The following is a 25088-nucleotide window of genomic DNA, read 5'->3' on the forward strand; positions in this document are numbered from 1 at the left end:
CACCTCCCGTGCAGATACACAGATCCGGTTCCGTTCTGCTGACCGGCGCCGTCGCCGCCGCTCTCGCGGTGACCGCGCTGCCCGCCGCCCAGGCGGCCCCGTCAGGCACCGCCGTCATCTCCGAGGTGTACGGCGGAGGGGGCAACTCCGGCGCGACGCTGACCCGGGACTTCATCGAGTTGGCCAACGCCGGCTCCACGCCCTTCGAGGTCGGCGGCCTCAGCGTCCAGTACCTGCCGGGCAGCCCGTCGGCCGGCTCGCGGTGGCAGGTCTCCGAGTTGTCCGGGGCGATCGCGCCCGGCAGCCGCTACCTGGTCGCCCAGGCCGCGGGCACCGGCGGATCCGTCGCGCTGCCCACCGCCGACGCCACCGGCACGGTCGCCATGGCGGCGGGGAGCGGCACCGTCGCCCTGGTCTCCGGTACGGCCCCGCTCACCTGCAAGTCGGCGGCGGACTGCGCGGCGGACACCCGGATCGTCGACCTGGTCGGATACGGTTCCGCGGTCGTCCGGGAGGGCGGCGGCCCGGTCCCCGGCGCGTCGGCCACGGCGTCCGTCGCGCGGGCCGCCTCGCTCGCCGACACCGACGACAACGCGGCCGACCTCTCCGCCGGCGCCCCGACGCCGGTCAACGCCAAGGGCGAGACGTCCGGCGGCGGGCAGGAGCCGGAGGAGCCCGGCCCCACCGAGCCCGGCGACGTACGGATCCACGACATCCAGGGCACCACCCGGGTCTCCCCGCTCGACGGCGAGGCGGTGACCGGCGTCCCGGGCGTCGTCACCGGAGTGCGGGCCAGTGGCTCGCGGGGCTTCTGGATCCAGGACACGGCCCCCGACGGCGACCCGCGCACCGGCGAGGGCCTGTTCGTCTACACCGGATCCACCGCGCCGGCCGTGAAGGCCGGCGACGCGGTCCTGGTCAGCGGAAAGGTGGCCGAGTACTACCCGGGCACCAGCACCCAGTCCCTCACCCAGATCACCGCGCCCCGCACCACCGTCCTGTCCTCCGGCAACGCGCTGCCCGCCCCGGTCGTCCTCGACGCCCGTTCGGTGCCCGGCCGTTACGTGCCCTCGGCGGGCGGCGGGGCGATCGACGCGCTGCCCCTGGACCCGTCCCGGTACGCCCTGGACCTGTACGAGGCGCTGGAGGGCTCCCGGGTCGAGTTCGCCGACACCCGGGTGACCGGGGCGACGACCGCGTACGACGAGATCTGGGTGACCGTGAAGCCGCGGGAGAACCCGACCCGGCGCGGCGGCACGCGCTACGCCTCGTACGAGGACCAGAACACCGGCCGCCTCAAGGTGATGTCGCTGGACCCGGCACGCCCGGTCCCGACGGCGAACGTCGGGGACGTGCTGGAGGGCCGCACCACCGGCGTGCTCGACTACGCGAGCTACGGCGGCTACAACGTACAGGCCACCGAACTGGGCACGGTCGTCGACAAGAAGCTGCGGCGCGAGGTGACCCGCAAGCAGAAGAAGAACGAGCTGGCGGTCGCCACCTACAACGTGGAGAACCTCGACGCGGGCGACGACCGGGCGAAGTTCGACACCCTGGCCGAGGGCGTCGCGGTGAACCTGTCCTCCCCCGACATCATCTCGCTGGAGGAGATCCAGGACGACAACGGTGCGGTGAACGACGGCACCGTGGGCTCCGAGGCGACGCTGAAGCGTTTCACCGACGCGATCGTCGCGAAGGGCGGGCCGCGCTACGCCTGGCGCTACATCGCCCCCGAGAACAACAAGGACGGCGGCCAGCCCGGCGGCAACATCCGCAACGTCTTCCTCTACAACCCCGAGCGGGTGTCCTTCACCGGCCGCGCGGGCGGCGACGCCACCACGCCGGTGCGCGCCGTCGACACCTGGAAGGGCGTCCAGCTCTCCGCTTCCCCGGGCCGGATCAACCCGGCGAGCCCGGAGTGGGACAACAGCCGCAAGCCGCTGGTGGGCGAGTTCGTCTTCCGGGGCAGGCCGGTCTTCGTCATCGGCAACCACTTCGCGTCCAAGGGCGGCGACCAGCCGCTGCACGGCCGCCACCAGGAGCCGACGCGTTCCTCGGAGACCCAGCGGATCCAGCAGGCCGCCGAGGTCAACACCTTCGTCGCCTCCCTGCTGAAGGCGGACAGGTCCGCGCGCGTCATCACGCTCGGGGACATCAACGACTTCGAGTTCTCCCCGACGATGAAGGCACTGACCAGGAACGGAGCGCTCGAGCCGCTGATCACGACGCTCCGCCCGTCGGACCGGTACAGCTATGTCTTCGACGGCAACTCGCAGACTCTGGACCACATCCTGACGAGTCCCGGCATCCGGCGTCCCGACTACGACGTGGTGCACATCAACGCCGAGTTCGCCGACCAGGCGAGCGACCACGACCCGCAGGTGGTGCGGATCAAGGTCGGCGGCTCCTGGCACTGAGGCGCCGAGGCACTGACCCGGCGGGGCGGACCGGGGCTCTCAGGTCCCCCCGACCGGGGCCCCTCTCAGGTCCCCCCGACCCGGGCCCCTCTCAGGTCCGCCCGGCCGGGGCGCCCGCCTGGCGCGGCAGGGTGACGGCAGCGGCCTCATCGGCCACCGGTTCCCGCCCGGTGAGGAACCGGGAGACCAGCGAGGCCACTTCGTCGGCCCGCTCCAGAATCACCCAGTGGTCGGACTCCCCGATCGTCAGGAACCGGCTGCCCTCGACCGTCGCGGCGAACTCCCTCTGCCGCGCGGGCGGCGTCACCGTGTCGTGCTCGCCCGCGAAGACCAGCGCCGGTACTCCGGTGAGACCGCCGGAGAAGTCGGGCCGGTCGGCCAGCGCCCGGTACAGCGAGTCCGCTACGTGCGGCGAGTGGGTGGCCACGTGCAGGAAGGAGCGCCGCACATAGCGGCGGGCCAGCTCCCGGCGGTGTACGGCGCGTTCCGGGTCCAGGCACATCAGGGCGTCGGCAGCCGTCGCGGCGAACCCCTCACGGTCTCCTGCGGCCAGCAGCTGCCTGGCGCGCTCCCAGGCGACGACCTGGACCGCGTCGATGTGGACCGGGACGCCGCCGAGGGCGAGGCGTGCCACCCGCTCCCGATGGCGGCGGGCGAAGCCGAAGGCGATGGCGGTGCCGTAGGAGAAGCCGAAGAGGTTGAGCCGGGGCGCGCCGAGGTCGTCGGCGATGCCGAGCACGGCCCGGCGCAGCAGGTCGGCGCTGGGGCCGGGCGGGAGCGGGTCGGCGCTGCCCATGCCGGGCAGGTCCGCGGTGACCACATCGGTCGCCGGGCCCAGGTGGTCGTCCATCTGGGGCCAGCCGAACATGCCCTGGAGCGCGCCGCCGAGAATGAGCGTCGGTTCGGTGGCCGGGGGCTCGCCGGGGTGGGCGCGCGGCAGGACGCGGTAGCTGTAGCGCACTCCGTCGACCGACAGGGGCCGGATGATCTCCTCGGGCATGTGCTCCTGCGTTCCCTTCCGTTCAGGTCCTGGTGAGGACGAGTGCCGCGTTGTGGCCGCCGAAGCCGAGCGAGGTCTTGACGGCGCAGTCGAAGGAGGCGTCGCGGGCTTCCTTGGCCACCACGTCGATCGGGATGCTCGGGTCGGGTGCGTCCAGATTGACGGTGGGCGGCACCAGTTGCCGCTGGAGGGCGAGCACGGTGAGCGCGGTCTCGATGCCGCCCGCCGCGCCGAGGGTGTGGCCGGTCATCGCCTTGGTGGAGGTCACCAGGGGGCTCTCGCCGAGGACCCGGCGGAGCATCGTCGCCTCGATCAGGTCGTTGGAGAGCGTCGAGGTGCCGTGCGCGTTGACGTGCCCGACGTCGGCCGGGGAGAGGCCGGCGTCAGCGAGCGCGGTGCGCAGGGCGCGTTCGATGCCGAGGCCCTCGGGGTCGGGGGCGACGGCGGAGTGGGCGTCGCTGGAGGCCCCGTATCCGCTCACGTGGGCACGGACGGCGGCGCCCCGGGCTCGGGCGTGGTCCGGGTGCTCCATGACGATCAGCCCGGCCCCCTCGCCGACGACGAAGCCGTCGCGGTGGGTGTCGAAGGGCCGGCAGGCGGCCGTGGGGTCCTCGCGGCGGGTGGAGGCGGCCTTGAGGCTGCAGGCGCTGGCGATCAGCAGGCGGGTGCAGGTGGATTCCGCGCCCCCCGCGATGACGACGTCGCAGGCCCCGGAGCGGAGCATCTGGTGGGCGGTACCGATGGCGACGGTGCCCGAGGAGCAGGCGGTGGAGACGGCCTGGCTGGGCCCGTGGACGCCGAGGTCCAGGCTGACGCTGCTGGCCGCGCCGTTGACGACGCTGAGCGGGGCGAGCTTCGGGGAGACCCGGCGGGGCCCGCGCCCGGCGAGCGCGGCGTGCTGCTCGTCGTAGAAGGGCAGCCCGCCGTGGGCGGAGCCGACGACGACGCCGACGCGGCCGCTGTCCCAGACGGACGGGTCGAGTCCGGCGTCGGCGACGGCCTCGCGGGCGGCGATGACGGCGAGCTGGGCGAACCGGTCCATCAGCCGCTGGGCGGCCACCCCGAGGACGGCTCCCGGGTCGCAGTCGGTGACGGAGTAGAAGAAGTCGCAGGGAAGGCCGTCCAGTTCGGGCCGCGGGCCGACGGAGGGCGCGAGTCCCTCGGTGACGCCGTGCCAGGCGGCGTCCGCGCCCGTACCGGCGGCGGTGACCAGGCCGACGCCGGTGACGGCGGCGGCGAACGGGGCGAGCGGTGCCCGGCGGTAGGGCCGGCCGGTGTCCGCGCTCATGCGGAGACCTTCCCGTCCACGGCCTCGACGAGGCGGTCGAAGGTGTCGCGCGAGGTGAGCGCGACGTCCTCCAGGTCCACGTCCAGCCGGTCCTCGATGTGCAGCCGCAGCTCTTCCAGCGCGAGGGAGTCCAGCCGCAGCCGGTGCAGCGGAACATCGGGGCGGATGGCCCCGGGGTCGGTTCCGAACTTCGCTACCAGCAGGGCGCTGATCTCTTCCGAAGTGCTCATTGGCGCTCCTGGGATCGGTGACGCGGTGACGCCGGCCGCGTGAGGGAGGTGAGGGGAGGGGCCATCGGGGGACGCCGGCTGCTCCGGAAGGACCCTTTATACGCCTTCCCGGGCGGGTTCCCGGTCCGCGTTCCCCCGTGCGGTGGGAGGGCAGTCCAGGTGTGCGAATCCCGGGTGCGGTTCGGGTGGATGCCAGGATGGGAGCGCAGCCCGTACGGGACGGCACGAGAGAAGGAGAAACCATGACGGCCGAGCAGGACGCCAACGCGGAGGTCGCGCTGAGCCCCGCCGACTGGGTCGCCCGGCAGGCCGAGCTGTACGAGTCCTCCGGCGGTACGGAGGGCACCACTCAGCTGGGTGTGCCCTGCCTGCTGATGGACTACGTCGGCCGGCGCAGCGGGACGGTGCGGCGCACGGTGCTGATGTACGGGCGGGACGGCGAGGACTATCTGATCGTGGCGTCCAACGGCGGCTCGGACCGCCCGCCGCTGTGGTACCTGAACCTCCAGTCCACCCCGGAGGTCGAGCTCCGCGTGAACACCGAGCGGTTCGGCGCCGTCGCGACGACGCTCCCGGCCGAGGAGAAGGCGCGGGTCTGGCCCGGGCTGGTGGAGCTGTTCCCGCGCTACGGGGAGTACCAGGCGGGCACCGAGCGGGACATCCCGGTCGTCCGGCTGACGCGGCGCTGAGTCGCGGGGCCGGGGTGTCCGACACGTCCGCGCCGGGACGTGTCGGACACCTCCGGGCGCCGGCCCGTGCCGAGCGCCGGGTTCACCGCTCCGGGAGCAGGTGGGCCAGCAGCAGCTTGATCACCAGGACGGGCGCGAACCAGGCCAGCTCGCCGGGGACGGCCACCGAGGTCGTCGCGGCGGTGATCGCCAGGGCGGAGACGGCGAAGGCGACCGGTCGCCGGAGCTCCGCGGGGGCGGTCAGGACGCATGCCGCTCCGGCGAGCGTGAGGGCGTAGACGACGCCGGCGGAGATCCAGCCGAACCCGGGGACGAGCAGGGCCAGGGCGAACGGCTGGATGTGGGCGGCCACGAACGCGAAGTGGTGGAGCCCAGAACGCCCCGGCCGGTGGAACCGGCGCTTGGCGGACCGGGTGGCGTTGACGACCGTGCCGCCGAACAGATCGAAGGCCACCACGGCGATCACGGTCAGCGCCGGCCAGGCGTACGGGGCGCGCAGGGCGAGGGCGGTCGCGAAAACGGTGCCGGCGAGCGCCCCCGCGTAACAGATGGTCCGCTCGCCGCGCTCGGCTTCCGGGGCCACCAGCAGTGCGTCGAGCCGACGGGCCGCCGCGACCCCCGCGGCCCTCATACCGCTCCCCCGCGGCGCAGCCCTTCGACGCACACGTCGAGGAGAGGCTCCGTCAGCTCCGCGACCGGCAGCGTGGGGTCGACGATCCACTGCACCAGACAGCCCTCGATCGCCCCGACGACGACCACCGCGTGCCCCGCGCCCACCCCGGCACGGCAGACCCCCTCGGCCGCGGCGTCGGCGAGCAGCTCGGCGGTCACCGCGCGGTACTCCCGGTACACCGCCGCGATGTCCACCCCGGCGGGGGCGCCCTGCCGTCCGGCGGCCCACAGGTCGATGAGGATCCGGGCGAGTTCGGGCTCGGCCACGACCATGTCCAGCACCGACCGCACCAGCCGGGCGAGCCGCTCCAGTCCGTCTCCCGGCCCGGTGCGGGCCTGCTGGAGCACCGCCCGCGCGTGGGCCCTGTACTCCTCGAAGGCGGCCGTGAGCAACGCGTCCCGGCTGTCGAAGTGGAGATAGACGCTGCCCTTGGCGACGCCCGCTTCTCGTGCGACATCGTCCACCCGGGTCGCGGCGAACCCCTGCCGGGCGAACACCCGCACCGCGGCCTTCAGGATCAGGTCCCGGCGCGCCGCCGGGTCGGCTCTTCTGGCCATATGGGGCCCCTGTCGAATGACTGACCGGTCAGTCATCATAGGGCCACCGCGCGACGCCAACTACCGCCGCCGCACCGGAGATCGGGGCGGGCCGCACCTTCGCACGCGGGGTGGGGAGACACCGGCGGAGGGACCTGCCTAAACTCCGCGATCATGACCATGGAAACGGTTCAGGCCGACCCGTCCGCCCTCGGCGGCCCCGCTCTCTTCGACACCATGTCCACCATGCGCGCCATGCGCCGCCTCAAGCCGGACGCGGTGCCGGACGAGACGGTCGAGCAGCTGATACAGGCCGCCGTCTGGGGTCCCAGCGGCGGCAACATGCAGTGTTACGAGTACGTGGTGGTGACCGACCGCCAGGTGATGGCGCGGCTCGCCCCGCTGTGGAAGCGGTGCGTCGACGCGTATCTGGCGACGACCGGGAAATACGCCCCCGCGGGCATGGACGAGGCGGCGTACGGCCGGATGGTCGCGGCGATCGAGCATCAGCGCGACCACTTCGCCGACACGCCGGTGCTGATCGTGCCGTGCTACCGGTTCCCGGAGCCGCGCCTGGACGAGGAGGGCCTGGCCGCGTCGGCGCGGGCGCTCGGCCCGGCGGGCACGGAGCACATGATGAACACACAGACGCGTTTCCAGGCGCTGGCCGAGGGTTCCTGCGTCTATCCGGGAGTGCAGAACCTGCTGCTCGCGGCCAGGGGGCTGGGGCTCGCGGCGAACATCACCATCTGGCACCTGATGCTGGAGCGGGAGTGGAAGCGGGAGCTGGGCATCCCGGAGGAGATGGCGACGTTCGCCGCCGTGCCCGTGGGGTGGCCCGCGGGCAACTTCGGCCCGGTCCGGCGCCGGCCGGTGGCGGACGTCATCCACCGCGACCGCTGGTAGCGTCCGGCACCGCGTCGCCCTCACCGGCACCCCCTGTCGGGTGACACTCGACGTCACCCGACGGGGCTGGTGCTGCGGTCAACTCCCGTGAGTTTGCAGGATGTTGCCAGCAGAATCACCCGTCAACTCTTTGTCATGCCCACCCCACATCGATAGCCTGACCGTGTTCGGCATCCCTCTGGCCCACCCCGGGCCCGAGGGCTTTTCTCTTCCCTCCACGCCCCCCACAGAGCAGGAGCCCTCATGCCCCTACGCACCGCCGCCCGAACCCGGGCCCGTGCCTGTGCCGTGGCGGCCGTCATGGCCGCGGCCCTCCTCGCGACCGGGCACCCGACGACCGCCGCCCCGCGAGCGGACACGCCCGACCCGTTGAACCGCGCGTTCGCCGAAGCGGCCGACGCGTACGGCGTACCGCGCGATCTGCTGGCCGCCGTCGGCTACGGCGAGAGCCGTTTCGACGGCCACGCGGGCGCCCCCAGCCAGGCGAACGGCTACGGCGTGATGCACCTGGCGAGCAACCCGGCCAACCGCTCCCTGGAGAAGGCCTCCGAGCTGACCGGCGAGAGCGCGTCCCGGCTGCGCCGGGACACGACGGCCAACATCCTCGGCGGCGCGGCCGTCCTGCGCGACCACGCCGACGCGCTGGGCCTGGACGCCGCCGACCGCCGGGACGTGGACTCCTGGTATCCGGCGGTGGCCCGCTACAGCGCCGCCGAGGGTCCGGCCGCCGCGCTCTACGCGGACGGAGTCTTCACGTCCCTCGCCGAGGGCGTGTCCGCCACGGCCCCCGGCGGCGAGGAGGTCCTCGTGCCCTCCCGGCCGGTCGCCCCGGACAAGCGTGCGCTGTCGGCGTCCGACGCCCACGCCGCGAGCCCGGACTACGCATCGGCGCGCTGGGTGCCCGCGTACTCCGGAAACTTCGTCGTCGGCCGCAAGTCCGCCATCGACAAGGTGGTCGTCCACACCACCCAGGGGTCGTACGCCGGTTCCATCAGCTGGTACCAGAACCCGGCCTCGGAGGTCAGCGCCCACTACACGATCCGCTCCTCGGACGGTGAGGTCACCCAGTCGGTCCTGGAGAAGGACACCGCCTGGCACGCCGGCGGCACCAACTCCTCGTCCGTCGGCATCGAACACGAGGGCTACGTCGACAACCCGGCCTGGTACACGGAGGCGATGTACCGGTCCTCCGCCGCCCTCACCAAGCACCTCGCGGCGAGGTACGGCATCCCGAAGAACCGGTCGCACATCATCGGCCACAGCGAGGCGCCCGGCGCCGACCACACGGACCCCGGCCCCAACTGGGACTGGGACCACTACATGGAGCTGATCGACGGCGACCCGGGCAACGGCGGCGACGGCCTGACCTTCCCCACGTACACGACCCAGCGGTCCGGCTCCACCGGCCCGCAGGTCAAGGCCGTGCAGACACTGCTCAACGCGCAGGGCTACCAGGCGGGCGCGGCGGACGGCAGCTTCGGGCCCACCACACAGGGCGCGGTGCAGGCGTTCCAGCGGGCCCGCGCACTGGAGGCCGACGGGGTGGTCGGCCCGAAGAGCTGGACGGCCCTGCTGTCGGCGGGCACGACCCCGGCGCTGTCGCGGGGCAGTTCGGGCGAGGCGGTGAAACGGCTCCAGCGGTCCCTGACGGCGGCGCTCGGGACCACCGTCGGCGTGGACGGCGGTTTCGGCCCGGCCACGGAGACGGCGGTACGCGGCTACCAGACCAGCCGGAAGCTCTCGGTCGACGGCAAGGTGGGCCCGGCCACGTGGGGGGCGTTGCAGAGCGGGAAGTGACCGCGGAACCGGGCGCGTCCCTCCCGGCCCGCCGGTCGCCGAGGCGCCGCGCCCCGGCGACCCCGGCGGCGGAGTGACCGCGGCGTCCCGGGCGCGAGGCACGCACGCGTCCGGGACACGGCCTACTGCCCCGCTCCGACGGGGTACCCGATCTCCTTGACGTCCTCGGCCAGTTCGGAGGCGATGCGCTCGGGGGCGAGGGCGGTGATCACCTCGTCGGTCAGCGGTCGCAGCGCATAGACGTGGCGTACGGCTTCGAGGTCGACGGAGACCTCGAAATGGTCCTCGGCCCACTCCCGGTAGGACTCGGGGGTGCCCGTGACGAGGAGTTGGAAGAGCCAGTCGGCCCCGTCGGAGTCCTCACCGTCCTCGGGGAACTCGATGGCGCCCGCCCGCCAGCGGTCGTCGTCGCTCGCGCGCCAGAGGCAGGCGGTGACGACGGGCATGCCGAACTCGTCGGTGAACGAGGGCTCGTCGACGTAACGGCGGAACACGGCGGGCACCTCGTCGAGCACCCCGGGCCAGGGGCCGTCGTCCACGTACGGGCTCATCGGCGACTCGTGGTCGAAGCCGCGGGCGTACGCCCCGTCGGCGGAGAAGACCACCGAGTACTCGCCGCCCGAACCGTCCCGCATCGAGGCCATCGTCTCCGTCGGCGACCAGTGCGCGTCGTAGCTGTGCCAGCGGTGGTCCCACTCGGGACACAGGATCGCGTCGAGCATCGCCAGGGAACGGCAGAGGTCGGTGAGGGCGGATATGCCCGGCAGCCTGCGGGCCACGTCGTGAACGCTCATGGTCATATCCAACCGCACCGGCCCGGCGGGGTCGTTCGCGCGCTCCCCCGAAGTCCCGCCGGGGCGGGCGGTGCCCCCGCCCCGGGGTCAGGGGCGCCAGTCGAAGGGGAAGTGCTTGCTGGACCCGCCGCGGTACTCGTGCGAGAAGTCGAACCCTTCCGCGCGATCGCTCTCGACGACGCCCCACGTGGCGATCTGCCCGGGGCCGACCTCGGAGCCCGGAGCGTTGACCAGCTGAACGCGGCGGGAGGGGTCGGCCGTGGGGCCGGTGAGGGCGGTCGCGCCGACGGAGACCCTGTCGTCGACCCGGGCCCGCCAGTACGAGAGATCCTCGGCGGCGTCGAAGTGGACCGGTGCGTGCCGCACCTCGCGCAGTTCGCTGATGAGCGATCCGAACTGGCCCGGCCAGCCGCCGACGTGACCGGCGAAGATCTGCTCCAGCGCCGCCCGCTGGGCCTGGTCGCCCTTGGCGTCGATGTAGAGCATCACCTTCATCGTGGCCTCCGGGTCGCCCACCCACATGTTCCCGGCGAACTCACCCAGCGCCACCACGCCCAGGCCGTCGAGGGAGACGCCCCCGAAGTGCCCCTCGTGGACCTGCCAGACGAGCGTGAAGAGGCAGTCTCCATGGGTCGGCGTCTGGGCGAACGTGCAGGGGCAGGGCAGTGCACAGCTGCACACGTCGAACCATTCACCCCGCAGGTGCCAGTCGGGCAGCGTGCCGTCGTTCGTGCCCGCCCGGACGGCTGCGGGGGCGCTCTGCGATGCGGCGGAAGTGGTGCACATGGGGACCTCCGGATCAAGTTGCACGTATACCCCTAGGGGGTATCTTGCTCACGAGGGAGAGACTAGAGCCCGACCCGCTTCCGGTCAACTACCCCTATGGGGTATACGAATCGGCTCGCGGACGCACGTGGTCCCGCACCCCCGAGGGAGTGCGGGACCACGTCAGCAGGTCACTTCAGGCCGAAGGCCCGGATGATCTCCTGGTCGACCACGAGCCCGCCCGGGCCCTCCGCGTGCGCCTTGAGCGAGACCGAGGTCGCGCCCTTCGACGGGGTGCGGAACGTGGCGGTCCACCCGCCGGACCCCTTCTCGCGGAGGTCCACCTTCGACCAGTGGTCGCCGTCGTCGTAACTGACCGACAGCGAGGCCTTGTCCGCCTTCACCGCGCCCGGCAGCCACTCCTGGGTGGTGGCGGAGAGGCCGACCTCCGTGGTGCGGCCGGCCCGGACGTCGCCCGCCAGGTCGGTGTCGACGGCGTAGTCCAGCTGGAGCAGCGGGATGTCGGCCTGCCGAGGGCCGCCCGGCTCCAGGGCGCCGGAGACGAAGCCCCACTCGGAGCGGGTGCGGGTCGACGTCCTCCAGGTCTCCGCGTCCCGCTCCGAGTCGATGACCAGGCGGTACGGGAGCTTCTCGGCGGGGAGGTCCCAGACGTATCCGGCCCTGCCCGCGCCCTTCTTGAGCTCCTTGTCGCCCTGGTAGACGGCGTAGGAGGTGGTGTCGTACTCGTTCTCGGGCATCGCGCCGGAGTGGCCCGCGCCCGCGTCCGTCCACGGGGTGATGTTGAACTGGACGTCGTTGGAGACCGTGCGGAACGGGCCCCAGTAGCCGGTGCCGAGACGGGGGCGGACCACCGGGGCGAACCACTCGGCGCGGTAGTCCTTGCCCGCCCGGTAGTCCAGCTCGGCGCTCCGCATCTCGTGCGCCCGGTCCGACTGCTCCGCGTCGAGGACGGAGTGGTTCTCGTACCAGAAGGAGTCACCCGGCAGCGGGTTGACCCATTCGGTGCGGACGTCCGGGAACTGCTCGTACTCCTCGAAGCCGAGGCCGGGCCCGTACTCGGGGATGTCGTAGCGGTAGCCGCCGCCGAGCGTCTTCCTGTGGCCGTAGAAGGTGTTCTCCACCTTCGCGAGCTGACGGGCCGAGGGGGCGAACGCCAGCGAGCGGTCCGGGATCGTGCCGTCGTGGCGGTCCACCAGGTCGTACAGGTAGTCCGCGAACTTCTTCTGGTCGACCTGGACCTTCTTGCCGTGCCGCGCCGCCCTGATCAGGCCCTCGCCCGCGGACTTCTGGACGGAGGCGACGGGGATCGTGGTCCGCTCGCCCCACGGGGTGTAGCTCTCCATCGCCACGCCGCGCTCGTCGTTGACGACGAACAGCGCCTCGGCCCCGGCCGCCAGCGCGGCCGCGAGGCGTTCGGCGGGAGCGACGTCGGCGCTGCGGGTGATGACGACCGCCTTGCCGCGCGCGTCCACACCCTGGTAGTCGGCCGGTGCGCCCTTGCCCGCGTACACCGCGTTCAGCTTCTGCCTGCGGTCCTCGGCGACCGCCGCGCCGCCCTGGACGAAGGCCGGCACGTCACGTCCGTCGGCCTCGACGTCGATCAGCTCCTCACCCTGACGCCAGCGGGTCAGGAAGCTGAAGCTGCCCTCGGTGACCTTCTTGGTGGGGCTCGCCCACAGCTGGTCGTACGTCAGCGGTATCTGGTAGGCGTCACGTTGGACGGTGCCGTCGGGAGCGGTGCGCGCCATGTCGTAGCGGAGCTGGCGGGTCTCGGTCTCCTTCGGCGTACGCACATCGATCCTGCGGGCCTCGGAGGCGTCGAGGGTGACGGTGGAGGAGCCGGTCAGGATCGTCTCCGGGGCCGCGAGGAACGCGACGGCCCTGGAGTCGGGGCGGTCGCCGTCGACGTCCACGGTGGCCCAGGTGGTGTAGTTGCCGGGCGGCAGGCGCAGGGTGGTCCCGCCGCCGCTGACCTGGACGAGGCCGAGCTGCGGGTCGCCCAGCTCGGCGAGGACGACGACGCCGTCCATCGGCTTGCCCGACCGGTCGCGGAGCTTCACCGTCAGGTCGTGCAGCTCCTTCTCCTTGGTGGGCGCGAAGCCGGTGTGCGCGACCGTCGTGCCCGCCGCGTCGGTGGCGACGACCTGGCCGGAGAAGGTGGTGTCGTTGGCGACCTTCGCCGGGTCGAGGGAGAGGACCGCTTCCGCGGTGCCCCCGGCCGGGACGGTCAGCGTGTCGGTGGACAGCGTGTACGCCGCCTCGTCCGTGTCGGTGGCCAGGTCCAGCGTGACGTCCGTGTCACCCGCGTTGCGGTAGGTGACGGTGCGCTCGGCGACCTGGTCGGACGGGCTGTGCGGCCAGTCGTAGGAGGCGACCTCGACCGAGCCGGTGGCCTCGATCGCCGTGTCGATCGCCGCCTTCACGTCCAGCCTGCCGGTGCCCTGCTCGTACGGGGTGTACGCGTCGAGCTTCTTGGACGAGCTCATCAGCGCGTCCTTGATGCGCTGACCGGACCAGTCGGGGTGACGCTGCTTCAGGATCGCCGCCGCGCCCGCGACATGGGGCGTGGCCATCGACGTACCGGACATCGACTGGTACATGCCCTCGATGCCGGGGACGGACTGCGAGGCGGCGGCGTTGATGTCGACGCCGGGGGCCGACAGATCGGGCTTCAGGCCGTGCGAGCGGACCAGCGGGCCCATGGAGGAGAAGTCGGCGCGGCCGTCCTGCTTGTCGACGGCGGCGATGGTGAGCGCCTGCTCCGCCGAGCCGGGCGAGCCGATGGTGCCCGCCCCGTACGCGTTGCCCGCCGCGATCACGAACAGCGGACCGCCGTCCGCCGAGAGGGAGTTCACCGCCCGGGACATCGGGTCCGTGCCGTCGTCGGGCACCGGGGAGCCGAGACTCATGGAGACGACGTCGGCCCCTTCGGCCTTGGCCCACTCCATGGCCTCGATGATCCCGGAGTCCGCGCCGGAGCCCTCGTCGCTGAGGACCTTGCCGACGAGCAGGTCGGCGGCCGGGGCGACGCCCTTGCCGGCGCCCTCGGAGGCGGCGCCGGAACCGGCGATCGTGGAGGCGACGTGCGTGCCGTGACCGTTCTTGTCGTCGACCTCCTCGCCCGGGACGAAGCTGCGGGCGCCGACGACACGGTCCTTGACGTCCGGGTGGTCGGCGTCGATGCCGGTGTCCAGGACGGCGACCTTGGCGCCCTTGCCGTCGAAGCCGGCGGCCCACGCCTGCGGAGCGCCCACCTGCGGCACCGACTCGGTCAGCAGCGCCTCGGAGCGGCCGTCCAGCCAGAGCTTCGCGATCCCGCTGTCCAGTGAACGGCCCTCGTCCGATCGGGTGATGGCGCTCCAGAACGTCCGCGCTTCGTCCTTGTCGGCGGTGAGGGCGGCCCCGTTGACGGATGCGAGGGTGCGGACCTTCTTCGCGCCGCGCGGGGCGGCGGGCAGGGCCTTGGCGCGGGCGGGCGGGTAGGTGGCGATGAGCGGGACGGAGCCGGCGTTCTCGTCGTCGTATCCCATCCGCACCAGGGCCGAGACGTTGAACAGCCGCCGGTCCAGGACGCCGGACGCGATCAACGGGGTGGCCTCGTCGGGCAGGACGTACACGTCCTCGCCCGCCTGCTGGATGCGGACGCCGCCCGCGCCGTCGGGGCGGTCCACGGTGACGGTGTCCTGGCCGCCGGGACCGTCCACGTAGCGCACGACGTCACCGGTGATCAGCGTGACGGTGTGGCTCTCGGTGCGTACGTCGGAGCGCGGGGTCCCGTCGCGGGGTGCGGGGGCGGCGCCCGCGGTGCCGGCGAAGGGGACCAGCATGCCGCCCATCAGGGCCGCCGAGGTCGCCAGGAGCAGGGCTCTGCGTCCTGGGCGGGCGGATCTCGCCCGGCCGGGAACGGAGGAGGGGGGAAGAAGTCATGCAGCTGATCTACCGGCAGATCCGGGGCGACCGCTGCGTTGCGGGCGGGCGGGAAACCGCCGTGGCGGTAACCCGCCCGAGGTGGACAGGCTGGTGACGGACGTTTCAGGCCACCGAGGCGAGCGGCTGTCCGCTGCTGTCGTGATGAATGGGTGTATGGGCCCCGGTGAGCGGTACGCCGCTGCCGCCGCGCCGGACCGCGACGATCTCGGCGGCGATGGACAGGGCCGTCTCCTCCGGCGTGCGGGCGCCGAGGTCGAGGCCGATCGGCGAGTGCAGCCGCGCCAGTTCACGGTCGGTGAGCCCGACCTCGCGCAGCCGGTCGTCGCGGTCCAGGTGGGTGCGGCGGGAGCCCATCGCGCCGACGTACGCGACCGGGAGGCGCAGGGCGGCCTCCAGCAGCGGGATGTCGAACTTGGCGTCGTGGGTGAGGACGCAGAGCACGGTACGCGCGTCGGTCGCGGTCCCGGCGAGGTAGCGGTGGGGCCAGTCGACGACGATCTCGTCGGCCTCGGGGAAGCGTGCAGCGGTGGCGAAAACCGGCCGGGCGTCGCAGACGGTGACCCGGTAGCCGAGGAACTTCCCGGCGCGGACCAGCGCGGCGGCGAAGTCGATGGCGCCGAACACGATCATGCGGGGCGGCGGGACGCTGGATTCGACCAGGAGCTCGACCGGCCGGCCGCAGCGGGAGCCCTCCGCGCCGATGGCGAGCGGGCCGGTGCGGCCCGCGTCCAGCAGGGCGCGGGCCTCGGCGGCGGCGGTGCGGTCGAGCGCCGGATGGCCGCCGAGCCCGCCCTCGTGGCTGCCGTCGGCGCGGACCAGGAGCGGGAGCCCGAGCAGTTCCCCGGGTCCGTCCGTGACGCGTGCCAGCGCGGCCGCCGTCCCCTCGGCGGCGGCCGCGAGCGCGGCGGCGAACACCGGGCGGGCGGGGTCGTCCGTCCGTACCGGTGTCACCAGGATGTCGATGACACCGCCGCAGGTCAGACCGACCGCGAAGGCGTCCTCGTCGCTGTAGCCGAAGCGCTCGCGGACGGATTTCCCGTCGTCCAGGGCCTGTTGGCACAGTGCGTAGACGGCCCCCTCCACGCATCCGCCGGACACCGAACCGATGGCCGTGCCGTCGCGGTCGACGGCGAGGGCGGCTCCTGGCTGCCGGGGCGCGCTGCCGCCGACCGCCACGACGGTGGCGACGGCGAACTCGCGTCCCTGCGAGACCCACCGGTGCAGCTCCTCGGCGATGTCCAGCATGGCGTGTCTCCTTTGGGCGTGAAGGGGGCTCGGGCGTCAGTGGACGCCCAGCCAGCTCTCGATCGGGTTGAGGGCGAAGAAGACGATGAAGATCACCGTCAGTCCCCACATGAAGGCCCCGACCTCGCGGGCCCGGCCCTGGGCGAGCTTGATGGCGCTGTACGCGATGACACCCGCGGCCACACCGGTGGTGATGGTGTACGTGAAGGGCATCAGGACCACGGTCAGGAAGACCGGGATGGCGACCGAGCGGTCGCTCCAGTCCACGTGCCGGGCGTTCTGCATCATCATCGCGCCGATGACGACGAGGGCGGCGGAGGCCACCTCGGTCGGCACGATCGCGGTGAGCGGGGTGAAGAAGAGGCAGGCGGCGAAGAAGAGTCCGGTGACGGCGGAGGCGAGCCCGGTCCGGGCCCCTTCGCCGACGCCGGTGGCCGACTCCACGAAGACCGTCTGGCCGGAGCCCGAGGCGACACCGCCGATGACGCCGCCGGCGCCGTCGATGAACAGCGCCTTGGACAGACCCGGCATGCGGCCCTTGTCGTCGGCGAGCTTGGCCTCGGTGCCGACGCCGATGATGGTGGCCATCGCGTCGAAGAACCCTGCCAGCACGAGAGTGAAGACGATCATGCCGACCGTCATCACGCCGACGTCTCCCCAGCCGCCGAACTCGACGTTCCCGAAGAGCGAGAAGTCGGGTGCGGAGACCGCGCTGCCCTCCAGCTCCGGCGGGCCGCTGCTCCACTTCTTGGGGTCGATGTCGACGATCGCGTTGATGACGATGGCGACCAGGGTGCCGACGGCGATGCCGATCAGGATCGCGCCGGGGATGTTGCGCGCCTGGAGCATGAAGATGAGCAGGAGCGTCACGCAGAAGATCAGGACGGGCCAGCCGGCCAGTTCACCGGCCGGGCCGAGGGAGACCGGGGTCGCCGTGCCCTTGTGGACGAATCCGGCCTTGTAGAGGCCGATGAGGGCGATGAAGAGTCCGATGCCCATGGTGATGCCGTGCTTGAGCGCGAGGGGGATCGCGTTCATGATCAGCTCGCGGAGGCCGGTGACCACCAGGAGGCAGATCACCACACCGTAGATGACGCACATGCCCATGGCCTGCGGCCAGGTCATGGTGGGCGCGACCTGCGAGGCGAGCACACCGGAGACGCTGAGCCCGGCGGCGAGCGCCAGGGGCACCTTGCCGACGAAGCCCATCAGCAGGGTCGTCGCGGCCGCCGCGAAGGCGGTGGCGGTGATCAGGCCGGGCTGGCTGAGGAGGTTGCCGTTGACGTCCTCCCCGCCCAGGATCAGCGGGTTGAGCAGGAGGATGTACGCCATGGCCATGAAGGTCGTGACGCCGCCGCGCAGCTCGCGCGCGACGGTGGATCCTCGTTCGGATATGTGGAAGTACCGGTCGAGCCATGATCTTCCGGCGGGGACGCGCGAGCCGGGGCCCGCACCTTCCGGACTGGTCTTCGGTTCCACTGACTGCTGGGTCATGATGCCTGACTCCCAAGGTTCACAGGGGCACCCGCTTGGAGATTCCTGAATGCGGGATTTGGGATGACTGCGTCGGCTGCACGACCCGGGGACGGCCGGGACGGACGGTGAAGCAGAACGGATGTGCCGGCGGCACGGATGGTCCGTGGGCGATGCCGTGCGCTCGGCACGGCGGAGAACCGCGAGCGGTGCGGTACTTGGTGCCTCCGGACGGTGCGGGGGGCGGAAAAGCGTGACGTTCTCGGCGCTGCGCACCGCCCGGAGAGTTCGGGGGGACCGCTCGGAGACTGCCGGGCGGCGACCGGCGGGGGGCCGCCCGGCAGGGTCTCAGGCGCCGGTGAGGTGTTCGGGCCGCACCGGTGTCCTGTCGAGCTCAAGACCCGTCGCGTTCCGGATCGCCGCGAGGACGGCCGGAGTGGACGACAGGGTGGGGGCCTCGCCGATGCCGCGGAGCCCGTACGGGGCGTTCTCGTCGGCGAGTTCGAGCACGTCGACGGGGATGGTCGGCGTGTCGAGGATGGTGGGCAGGAGGTAGTCCGTGAAGGACGGGTTGCGCACCTTCGCGGTCTTCGGGTCGACGATGATCTCCTCCATCACGGCGACCCCCATGCCCTGGAGGGTGCCGCCCTGGATCTGGCCGAGGACGGAGAGCGGGTTGAGCGCCTTGCCGACGTCCTGGGCGCAGGCCAGTTCGATGACCTTGACCAGGCCCAGTTCGGTGTCGACCTCGACGACCGCGCGGTGCGCGGCGAAGGAGTACTGGACGTGGCCGTTGCCCTGTCCGGTGCGCAGGTCGAACGCCTCCGTGGGCCGGTGGCGCCACTCCAGCTCGATGTCGATCGCCTCGTCCTCCAGGACGTCGGCGAGATCGGCCAGCACCTCGCCGCCGTCGGTGACGACCTTGCCGCCCTCCAGGAGGAGTTCGGCGGTGGCCCAGGCGGGGTGGTAGGTGCCGAACTTGGTCCGGCCCAGCTCCAGGACCTTCTCCCGTACGGCTTCGCAGGAGTTCTTGACCGCGCCGCCGGTGACGTACGTCTGGCGGGAGGCGGAGGTGGATCCGGCGGAACCGACCCGGGTGTCGGCGGGGTGGATGGTGACCTGGTTGACGCCGAGTTCGGTACGGGCGATCTGGGCGTGGACGGTGACGCCGCCCTGGCCGACCTCGGCCATCGCGGTGTGCACGGTCGCGACCGGTTCGCCGTTGATGACCTCCATCCGGACCCGGGCGGTGGAGTAGTCGTCGAAGCCTTCGGAGAAGCCGACGTTCTTCAGGCCGACCGCGTAACCGACACCCCGAACGACGCCTTCGCCGTGGGTGGTGTTGGAGAGCCCGCCGGGCAGCGCGCGGACGTCCACGGAGGTGCCCTCGCTGCCCGCCGCCAGCCACTGCTGCTCGGGCGGCAGCGGCCGGGACTTGACCCGGCGCAGCAGTTCGGCGACCGGGGCCGGCGAGTCGCAGGGCTGTCCGGTGGGCAGCAGGGTGCCCTGTTCCATGGCGTTGAGCTGACGGAACTCCACCGGGTCCATGTCCAGCTTCGCGGCGAGCTTGTCCATCTGCGCCTCGTAGGCGAAGCACGCCTGGACCGCGCCGAAGCCGCGCATCGCGCCGCACGGCGGGTTGTTGGTGTAGAGCGCGATCGCCTCGATGTCGACGTCCTCGATGACGTACGGACCGACCGAGAGCGAGGAGGCGTTGCCGACGACCGCCGGAGAGGCGGAGGCGTAGGCCCCGCCGTCCAGGACGATGCGGCACTTCATGTGCGTGAGCTTGCCGTCCTTGGTGGCGCCGTGCTCGTAGTGGAGCTTCGCCGGGTGCCGGTGGACGTGGCCGAAGAAGGACTCGAACCGGTTGTAGACGATCTTGACCGGCTTGCCGGTGCGGAGCGCCAGCAGGCAGGCGTGGATCTGCATCGAGATGTCCTCGCGGCCGCCGAAGGCCCCGCCGACGCCGGAGAGCGTCATACGGACCTTCTCCTCGGGCAGGCCGAGGACGGGGGCGATCTGGCCGAGGTCCGAGTGCAGCCACTGGGTGGCGACGTACAGCTCGACGCCGCCGTCCTCGGAGGGCACCGCGAGGCCGGACTCGGGGCCGAGGAAGGCCTGGTCCTGCATGCCGAAGGTGTAGTCGCCGGTGACGATGACGTCGGCCCGCTTCGCGGCCTCGTCGGCGTCGCCGCGGATGATCGGCTGGCGGTGCACGATGTTGGGGTGCGGGACGTGACCGATGTGGTGGTCGTCGCGGCCCTCGTGGACGAGGACCGCGTCGGGAGCGGTCGCCGAGGCCTCGTCGGTGACGAGCGGCAGCTCGCGGTACTCGATCCTGATCTTGGCGGCGGCGCGGCGCGCGGTCTCCGGGTGGTCGGCGGCCACGATGGCGACCGGCTCGCCGTGGTGACGGACCTTGCCGTGGGCGAGAACCGGGGTGTCCTGGATCTCCAGGCCGTAGTTCTTCATCTCGGCGGGCAGGTCGTCGTAGGTCATCACGGCGTAGACGCCGGACGTCGCCAGCGCCTCGGAGGTGTCGATGGAGACGATCTCGGCGTGCGCGACGGTGGAGCGCAGCGTCTGCCCCCAGAGCATGTCCTCGTGCCACATGTCGGAGGAGTAGGCGAACTCGCCGGTGACCTTGAGGGTGCCGTCGGGGCGGAGCGTGGACTCGCCGATGCCGCCCTTGGTGGGCGAACCCTGGGTGATCTTGGTGGGCGTGCCGGCCGGTGCGGTCCGGGCTTCGGGTGTCGTCGTCATGACTGGACCGCCTCTTCCTGGCGGGCGGCAGCGAGGCGGACCGCGTCGAGGATCTTCTCGTAACCCGTGCAGCGGCACAGGTTGCCGGAGAGCGCCTCACGGATGTCCTGGTCGGACGGCGAGGGGGTGTGCTCCAGCAGCTCGTCGGCGGCGACCAGCAGGCCGGGGGTGCAGAAGCCGCACTGGACGGCTCCGGCGTCGATGAACGCCTGCTGGACGGGGGAGAGTTCGAGGGCCTCACCGGTCTGGCCGTCGGAGGGCTTGGACTGCCAGCGCTTGGCGGCGTCCAGGGTGGTGCCGCAGGCGCCGGCGGCGCAGCCGCCGCCGGGGTGGGCGTCCTCGCGGTGCTTGGCGTAGTCGGCCAGGCCCTCGACGGTGACGACCTCGCGGTCCTGGACCTGTCCGGCGGCGACGAGGCACGCGCAGACCGGGACGCCGTCGAGGCGGACGGTGCAGGATCCGCACTCGCCCTGCTCGCAGGCGTTCTTGGAGCCGGGCAGGCCCATGCGCTCGCGCAGGACGTACAGGAGGGACTCCCCCTCCCACACGTCGTCGGCTTCCTGCGGACGGCCGTTGACCGTGAAATTGACTCGCATGGTTACGCAGCTCCTTCCAGCGTGCGGCCCGCGCCGCGGTACTGCTCCCAGGTCCAGCCGAGCGTGCGGCGGGCCATGATGCCGACCGCGTGCCTGCGGTACTTCGCCGTGCCGCGCACGTCGTCGATCGGGTTGCAGGCGCCGGACGCGAGGGTGGCGAACTGCTGGGCGATCGCGGGGGTGATGATCTTGCCGTTCTCCCAGAACCCGCCCTCTTCGAGAGCGGCGTTCAGGAACTCCTCGGCCTCCTTGGCCCGGACCGGGGTCGGGGCGGCCGAGCCGATGCCGGTGCGCACGGTGCGGGTCTCGGGATGCAGGGCGATGCCGAACGCGCAGACGGCGATGACCATGGCGTTGCGGGTGCCGACCTTGGAGTACTGCTGGGGTCCGTCGGCCTTCCTGATGTGCACGGCGCGGATCAGCTCGTCCGGCTCCAGGGCGTTGCGCTTGACCCCTGTGTAGAAGGCGTCGATGGGGATCAGCCGCGTTCCGCGTACGGATGCGGCCTCGACCTCGCAGTCGGCCGCGAGCAGGGCCGGGTGGGCGTCACCCGCCGGCGACGCGGTGCCGAGGTTGCCGCCGACGCCGCCGCGGTTGCGGATCTGCGGGGAGGCGACGGTGTGCGAGGCGAGCGCCAGACCGGGCAGCTCGGTCCGCAGGTGCTCCATGATGCTGCTGTACGGCACGGAGGCGCCGAGCCGTACGCTCTCCTGGCCCACCTCCCACTCGGACAGCTCACCGATGCGGTTCAGGTCCAGGAGGTACTCGGGCCGCCGGTGGTCGAAGTTGATCTCGACCATCACATCGGTGCCGCCCGCGATGGGCACAGCGGTGGGGTGCTCGGCCTTGGCGGCGAGCGCCTCCTCCCAGCTGGCGGGGCGAAGGAAGTCCATGAGTGGCTCTCTTCTTCTCAATCGGTTCGTTCGCCGGGGCTGGGGACGGCCGGCCCTCGACTGGCTCGTTCATATGGTGTTCACGTGGTGTGTGGCCCAGTACACAAGCCCCGCTCCTACCGGTGCAGTCACCGAAACACTGAAGGAGTTGGCTGGTGTCCGTCCTCGTCTTGTAGATTCGAACGAATGGCGGGAATCAGTAACCTCGCCGCAATCAACAGATACCCGTATCCCTCACGGCTCCCCCACCTCACGGCCTCCTTCACCCACTGCCACCCCCACCTGCTCTTCAAGAACTTCACCTGCTCCCCCTACGGAAAGATCGGCGGCGACGAGATGCGGCTGCGCGCACTGCTGGAGAACGACGCGCTGGGCCTGCGGCTGCTCGGCGGCGAGGACGAGCTGGACCGCTCGGTCCGGGGCGTCATGACGACCGACCTGCGCGACCCCAGCCGCTACCTCTCCGGCGGGGAGCTGGTGCTCACAGGCCTCGCCTGGCGCCGGGACGCGGCGGACTCCGAACCCTTCGTCCGGATCCTGGCGGGTGCCGGGGTGGCCGGTCTCGCGGCCGGCGAGGCGGAGCTCGGCGACATCCCCGGCGATCTGGTCGAGGCGTGCGCGCAGCACCGCCTCCCCCTCTTCGCCGTGAACGAGACCGTTGCTTTCGCTACGGTCACCGAGTACGTCGTCCGCCAGGTCTCCGGTGAGCGGGCGGGCGACCTGGCAGCCGTGGTGGACCGGCACCGACGGCTGATGACGTCGGGCCCTGCGGGCGGCGGCCCCGAGGTGGTCCTGGATCTCCTCACCTCCGACCTTGACCTGCGGGCCTGGGTCCTCTCCCCCACGGGCCGACAGATCGCGGGGGCGGGCACGCCGCTGCCCGGACCGCTGGGCGCGGCGCTGGCCGGGCACCACCTGGCCGCGACCCGCACCGGCCGCCGGGGCCCGCACCGGGCGGCGGTCTCCGGTACGACGTATTCGCTCTTCCCGATCCGGAACACCGGCCGGGGCGCGGTACCGGCCGCCCGCGACGTACGGGAGTCGGTGCTCTCCGACTGGCTGCTCGCGGTCGAGGCCGACGCCTCGGACTGGCCCGCCGCCCGGCTCGACCTGCTCCAGGGCGTCACCCAGCTGATCGCGGTCGAGCGCGACCGCCGCGACGCGGCCCGTACGGTACGCCGCAGGCTCGCCCAGGAGGTCCTGGAGCTGGTCCAGGCGGGCGCCGCCCCCGCCGAGATCGCGGCCAGGCTGCGGGTCGCCGCACCGGTCCTGCTGCCCGGCCTCGGCGTGGCCCCGCAGTGGCAGGTCGTCGTGGCCCGGGTCGACTGGAGCGCCGGGGGCCAGACGGCCGGCGCGGGCGACATCGCGAGCGGTCCGGTGGCCCAGGCGCTGCTGGAGGAGATCCTCGTCGACCCGGCGGTCAGCGGCCCCGACTCGGCCGACCGGATCGCCGTCGCCCACGCGGGCGAGGAGGCCATCGCCCTGGTGCCGCTGCCCACGGCCACCACCGCGGCCTCGGGCTCCGGCGAGAGCGCTTCGGACGAAGCCGCGCGGGCGGACGTCGAGGACGCCGACGCCCTCGACGCGGAACCCGGGCTGCACGCCGACGCGCTGCTCTCCTCCGTGCGCGAACCGCTCTCCGCGGGACTCGCCGACGACGGTCGGCTGACACTGGGTGTCAGCGCGGCCGTGCATTCCGCCGAAGGGCTGCGCGGCGCGCTGGAGGAGGCCCGGCACGCCCGCCGGGTGGCCGCGGCCCGTCCGGGGCGGGTCTGCGCGGCCGGTCACCACGAACTGGCCTCGCACGTGCTGCTGCTGCCGTTCGTCCCCGACGACGTGCGGCGCGCCTTCACCGCCCGGCTGCTGGACCCGCTGCGCGACTACGACCGGCGCCACCGGGCGGAGCTGATCGAGACGCTGGAGGCCTTCCTGGACTGCGACGGGTCCTGGACCCGCTGCGCGGCCCGGCTGCACCTGCACGTCAACACGTTGCGCTATCGCGTCGGGCGAATCGAGCAGTTGACGGGGCGTGACCTCTCGCGCCTGGAGGACAAGCTCGACTTCTTCCTCGCCCTGCGCATGAGCTGACCTTCGGGCCGCGCACGGCGCCCGGCGGGCCCCGTCGCGCCCCGGCCGATTGTGAAATCTTTCACCTGACATTGCCCGGACCCCTTGGCCCGGCGTGCCAATCCGTGCTGAGATGCGCCGTACCCAACAGCACAATGGCGCGCTCGGGGAGGGCAATGTGGCGCATACCGCCATGTCTGGTTCCGGAACGACAGCAGATGACGATCCTCCGCTCCAGACCGCGGTATGGCGGCTGCGCTCCCGCGCCTGCTGGACGGACGCGGCCGCACTGCTGGAGCACCACGCGAGCACCGATCCGGCCGCCGCTCTCCAGCGCACCGCGCTGCTGACCGAGCGGTGTCTCTACACCGGACGGGGCTGGACCGACGCCGAGGACGCCCTGCGTACGGCGGAGGCCATCGCCCGCAGCGACGACGAGCGCGGGTCCGCCGCCTCCGAGCGGGGCCACCTGGCGTACGCCTCGACCCTCCTGGCGGTACGGGACCGGGCCGACGAGGCGAGCGTGGCGCTGAGCCGGTCGGCGGCGCTGCTGGCGCCCACGGCCCCGGCCCGGCCGCTGCTGGACTTCCGGCGCGGGCTGATCGCCCAGAACATCGCGGAGTCGCCGCAGTCGGCGCGCGCCGCCTTCCGCCGGGCGCACGCCGGTGCGGCGAACCGGGGCGACGAGTTGCTCCTCTCGTCCACGTGGCGGCATCTGGCGGCGCTCGCCCTGCGCGAGGGGGAGCTGGCCGAGGCCCGGCACGGCTTCGCGGAGTCGCTGCGTATCCGGGAGGAGCTGGGGTTCCTGGTAGGTACGGCCCCGGCGCTGATCTCCCTCGCGGAGACGGAGGAGGAGTCGGAGGCGGCGCGGCTGCGGGCCGAGGCCGGCCGGCTGTTCCGGCTGCTGGGCGGCGTGCCCACCTGGCTGGCCCCCCACCTGGGCCCGCCGGCCCCGCGCACCGCCGAGGTGAGCTGAGGCAGGGGCACCCCGGCATCCCGGAG

The 25088-nt window shown here is 72.5% G+C and carries 19 protein-coding genes; 6 read left to right on the forward strand and 13 right to left on the reverse strand.

Features of this window, described 5'->3' with window-relative positions:
* Positions 1 to 8 precede the first annotated feature (8 nt).
* Complete coding sequence (locus tag ACH4RG_RS27865) at positions 9 to 2417, forward strand: endonuclease/exonuclease/phosphatase family protein (RefSeq protein ID WP_398540424.1); 2409 nt, start codon at positions 9 to 11, stop codon at positions 2415 to 2417.
* A 91-nt stretch (positions 2418 to 2508) separates the two neighbouring features.
* On the opposite strand, the gene ACH4RG_RS27870 is transcribed toward ACH4RG_RS27865, so the two are convergent.
* From ACH4RG_RS27870 to ACH4RG_RS27880, 3 genes are read right to left on the reverse strand one after another with little or no spacing between them, the layout of a single operon-like run.
* Complete coding sequence (locus ACH4RG_RS27870) at positions 2509 to 3417, reverse strand: alpha/beta fold hydrolase (RefSeq protein ID WP_398540425.1); 909 nt, start codon at positions 3415 to 3417, stop codon at positions 2509 to 2511.
* Between the two features lie 22 nt (positions 3418 to 3439).
* Complete coding sequence (locus ACH4RG_RS27875) at positions 3440 to 4705, reverse strand: beta-ketoacyl-[acyl-carrier-protein] synthase family protein (RefSeq protein WP_398540426.1); 1266 nt, start codon at positions 4703 to 4705, stop codon at positions 3440 to 3442.
* Positions 4702 to 4935, reverse strand: coding sequence for an acyl carrier protein (locus tag ACH4RG_RS27880; RefSeq protein ID WP_397922252.1), 234 nt, complete (start codon positions 4933 to 4935; stop codon positions 4702 to 4704). Before ACH4RG_RS27880 ends, ACH4RG_RS27875 begins: the two co-directional genes overlap by 4 nt.
* Positions 4936 to 5177: 242 nt before the next feature.
* On the opposite strand from ACH4RG_RS27880, the gene ACH4RG_RS27885 reads away from it, so the two are divergent.
* Positions 5178 to 5624: a nitroreductase family deazaflavin-dependent oxidoreductase gene (locus tag ACH4RG_RS27885; protein ID WP_361874805.1), complete on the forward strand. Its 447-nt coding sequence runs from the start codon at positions 5178 to 5180 to the stop codon at positions 5622 to 5624.
* A gap of 82 nt (positions 5625 to 5706) precedes the next feature.
* Here the strand turns inward: ACH4RG_RS27885 and ACH4RG_RS27890 are convergent, their stop codons facing one another.
* The gene (locus tag ACH4RG_RS27890; protein WP_397922248.1) at positions 5707 to 6255 is read right to left on the reverse strand and encodes a hypothetical protein; all 549 of its coding nucleotides are present in this window, start codon (positions 6253 to 6255) and stop codon (positions 5707 to 5709) included.
* Complete coding sequence (locus ACH4RG_RS27895) at positions 6252 to 6854, reverse strand: TetR/AcrR family transcriptional regulator (RefSeq protein WP_398540427.1); 603 nt, start codon at positions 6852 to 6854, stop codon at positions 6252 to 6254. The genes ACH4RG_RS27890 and ACH4RG_RS27895 overlap by 4 nt, the downstream gene beginning before the upstream one ends.
* Before the next feature lie 153 nt (positions 6855 to 7007).
* Between ACH4RG_RS27895 and ACH4RG_RS27900 the strand changes: the two genes are divergently transcribed.
* Both ACH4RG_RS27900 and ACH4RG_RS27905 read left to right on the forward strand, forming a co-directional pair.
* On the forward strand, positions 7008 to 7739 hold the full coding sequence (locus ACH4RG_RS27900) for a nitroreductase family protein (RefSeq protein WP_397922244.1): 732 nt from the start codon (positions 7008 to 7010) through the stop codon (positions 7737 to 7739).
* Positions 7740 to 7982: 243 nt separating this feature from the next.
* Positions 7983 to 9536 carry an N-acetylmuramoyl-L-alanine amidase gene (locus ACH4RG_RS27905; protein WP_397922242.1) on the forward strand — a complete coding sequence of 518 codons (1554 nt, stop codon included), beginning with the start codon at positions 7983 to 7985 and terminating at the stop codon, positions 9534 to 9536.
* 122 nt (positions 9537 to 9658) lie between these two features.
* Here the strand turns inward: ACH4RG_RS27905 and ACH4RG_RS27910 are convergent, their stop codons facing one another.
* From ACH4RG_RS27910 to ACH4RG_RS27945, 8 genes are all read right to left on the reverse strand, one after another.
* A complete protein-coding gene (locus ACH4RG_RS27910; protein ID WP_398540428.1) occupies positions 9659 to 10330 on the reverse strand; it encodes a hypothetical protein in 672 nt (223 codons plus the stop codon).
* A gap of 87 nt (positions 10331 to 10417) precedes the next feature.
* A complete protein-coding gene (locus tag ACH4RG_RS27915; protein WP_397922238.1) occupies positions 10418 to 11116 on the reverse strand; it encodes a DUF1326 domain-containing protein in 699 nt (232 codons plus the stop codon).
* 170 nt (positions 11117 to 11286) lie between these two features.
* Positions 11287 to 14943 (reverse strand): S8 family serine peptidase, encoded by a 3657-nt coding sequence (locus ACH4RG_RS27920; RefSeq protein ID WP_398540429.1) that lies wholly within the window; start codon positions 14941 to 14943, stop codon positions 11287 to 11289.
* Positions 14944 to 15148: 205 nt separating this feature from the next.
* Positions 15149 to 16291: an XdhC family protein gene (locus ACH4RG_RS27925; RefSeq protein ID WP_398162805.1), complete on the reverse strand. Its 1143-nt coding sequence runs from the start codon at positions 16289 to 16291 to the stop codon at positions 15149 to 15151.
* Between the two features lie 36 nt (positions 16292 to 16327).
* The gene (locus ACH4RG_RS27930) at positions 16328 to 17785 is read right to left on the reverse strand and encodes an NCS2 family permease (protein WP_397922235.1); all 1458 of its coding nucleotides are present in this window, start codon (positions 17783 to 17785) and stop codon (positions 16328 to 16330) included.
* 327 nt (positions 17786 to 18112) lie between these two features.
* Positions 18113 to 20530 (reverse strand): xanthine dehydrogenase family protein molybdopterin-binding subunit, encoded by a 2418-nt coding sequence (locus tag ACH4RG_RS27935; RefSeq protein ID WP_397922233.1) that lies wholly within the window; start codon positions 20528 to 20530, stop codon positions 18113 to 18115.
* Positions 20527 to 21126, reverse strand: coding sequence for a (2Fe-2S)-binding protein (locus ACH4RG_RS27940; RefSeq protein WP_397922231.1), 600 nt, complete (start codon positions 21124 to 21126; stop codon positions 20527 to 20529). The genes ACH4RG_RS27935 and ACH4RG_RS27940 overlap by 4 nt, the downstream gene beginning before the upstream one ends.
* A gap of 2 nt (positions 21127 to 21128) precedes the next feature.
* The gene (locus ACH4RG_RS27945; RefSeq protein WP_397922229.1) at positions 21129 to 22019 is read right to left on the reverse strand and encodes an FAD binding domain-containing protein; all 891 of its coding nucleotides are present in this window, start codon (positions 22017 to 22019) and stop codon (positions 21129 to 21131) included.
* Between the two features lie 336 nt (positions 22020 to 22355).
* Between ACH4RG_RS27945 and ACH4RG_RS27950 the strand changes: the two genes are divergently transcribed.
* On the forward strand, positions 22356 to 24107 hold the full coding sequence (locus tag ACH4RG_RS27950) for a PucR family transcriptional regulator (protein WP_397922499.1): 1752 nt from the start codon (positions 22356 to 22358) through the stop codon (positions 24105 to 24107).
* Positions 24108 to 24279: 172 nt separating this feature from the next.
* Positions 24280 to 25062, forward strand: coding sequence for a hypothetical protein (locus ACH4RG_RS27955; protein ID WP_397922227.1), 783 nt, complete (start codon positions 24280 to 24282; stop codon positions 25060 to 25062).
* Positions 25063 to 25088 lie beyond the last annotated feature (26 nt).

Source organism: Streptomyces sp. NPDC021019 (assembly GCF_044333295.1).
In the GTDB taxonomy this organism is placed as follows: domain Bacteria; phylum Actinomycetota; class Actinomycetes; order Streptomycetales; family Streptomycetaceae; genus Streptomyces.

Bases quoted from the DNA above. Each gene is read 5' to 3' on its own strand.
- ACH4RG_RS27895 (WP_398540427.1), bottom strand. From the start codon at position 6,854: ATGGCCAGAAGAGCCGACCCGGCGGCGCGCCGGGACCTGATCCTGAAG.
- ACH4RG_RS27940 (WP_397922231.1), bottom strand. From the start codon at position 21,126: ATGCGAGTCAATTTCACGGTCAACGGCCGTCCGCAGGAAGCCGACGAC.
- ACH4RG_RS27900 (WP_397922244.1), top strand. From the start codon at position 7,008: ATGACCATGGAAACGGTTCAGGCCGACCCGTCCGCCCTCGGCGGCCCC.
- ACH4RG_RS27930 (WP_397922235.1), bottom strand. From the start codon at position 17,785: ATGACCCAGCAGTCAGTGGAACCGAAGACCAGTCCGGAAGGTGCGGGC.
- ACH4RG_RS27910 (WP_398540428.1), bottom strand. From the start codon at position 10,330: ATGAGCGTTCACGACGTGGCCCGCAGGCTGCCGGGCATATCCGCCCTC.
- ACH4RG_RS27875 (WP_398540426.1), bottom strand. From the start codon at position 4,705: ATGAGCGCGGACACCGGCCGGCCCTACCGCCGGGCACCGCTCGCCCCG.
- ACH4RG_RS27890 (WP_397922248.1), bottom strand. From the start codon at position 6,255: ATGAGGGCCGCGGGGGTCGCGGCGGCCCGTCGGCTCGACGCACTGCTG.
- ACH4RG_RS27880 (WP_397922252.1), bottom strand. From the start codon at position 4,935: ATGAGCACTTCGGAAGAGATCAGCGCCCTGCTGGTAGCGAAGTTCGGA.
- ACH4RG_RS27870 (WP_398540425.1), bottom strand. From the start codon at position 3,417: ATGCCCGAGGAGATCATCCGGCCCCTGTCGGTCGACGGAGTGCGCTAC.
- ACH4RG_RS27925 (WP_398162805.1), bottom strand. From the start codon at position 16,291: ATGCTGGACATCGCCGAGGAGCTGCACCGGTGGGTCTCGCAGGGACGC.
- ACH4RG_RS27885 (WP_361874805.1), top strand. From the start codon at position 5,178: ATGACGGCCGAGCAGGACGCCAACGCGGAGGTCGCGCTGAGCCCCGCC.
- ACH4RG_RS27945 (WP_397922229.1), bottom strand. From the start codon at position 22,019: ATGGACTTCCTTCGCCCCGCCAGCTGGGAGGAGGCGCTCGCCGCCAAG.
- ACH4RG_RS27935 (WP_397922233.1), bottom strand. From the start codon at position 20,530: ATGACGACGACACCCGAAGCCCGGACCGCACCGGCCGGCACGCCCACC.
- ACH4RG_RS27950 (WP_397922499.1), top strand. From the start codon at position 22,356: ATGCGGCTGCGCGCACTGCTGGAGAACGACGCGCTGGGCCTGCGGCTG.
- ACH4RG_RS27920 (WP_398540429.1), bottom strand. From the start codon at position 14,943: ATGCTGGTCCCCTTCGCCGGCACCGCGGGCGCCGCCCCCGCACCCCGC.
- ACH4RG_RS27915 (WP_397922238.1), bottom strand. From the start codon at position 11,116: ATGTGCACCACTTCCGCCGCATCGCAGAGCGCCCCCGCAGCCGTCCGG.
- ACH4RG_RS27905 (WP_397922242.1), top strand. From the start codon at position 7,983: ATGCCCCTACGCACCGCCGCCCGAACCCGGGCCCGTGCCTGTGCCGTG.
- ACH4RG_RS27955 (WP_397922227.1), top strand. From the start codon at position 24,280: ATGTCTGGTTCCGGAACGACAGCAGATGACGATCCTCCGCTCCAGACC.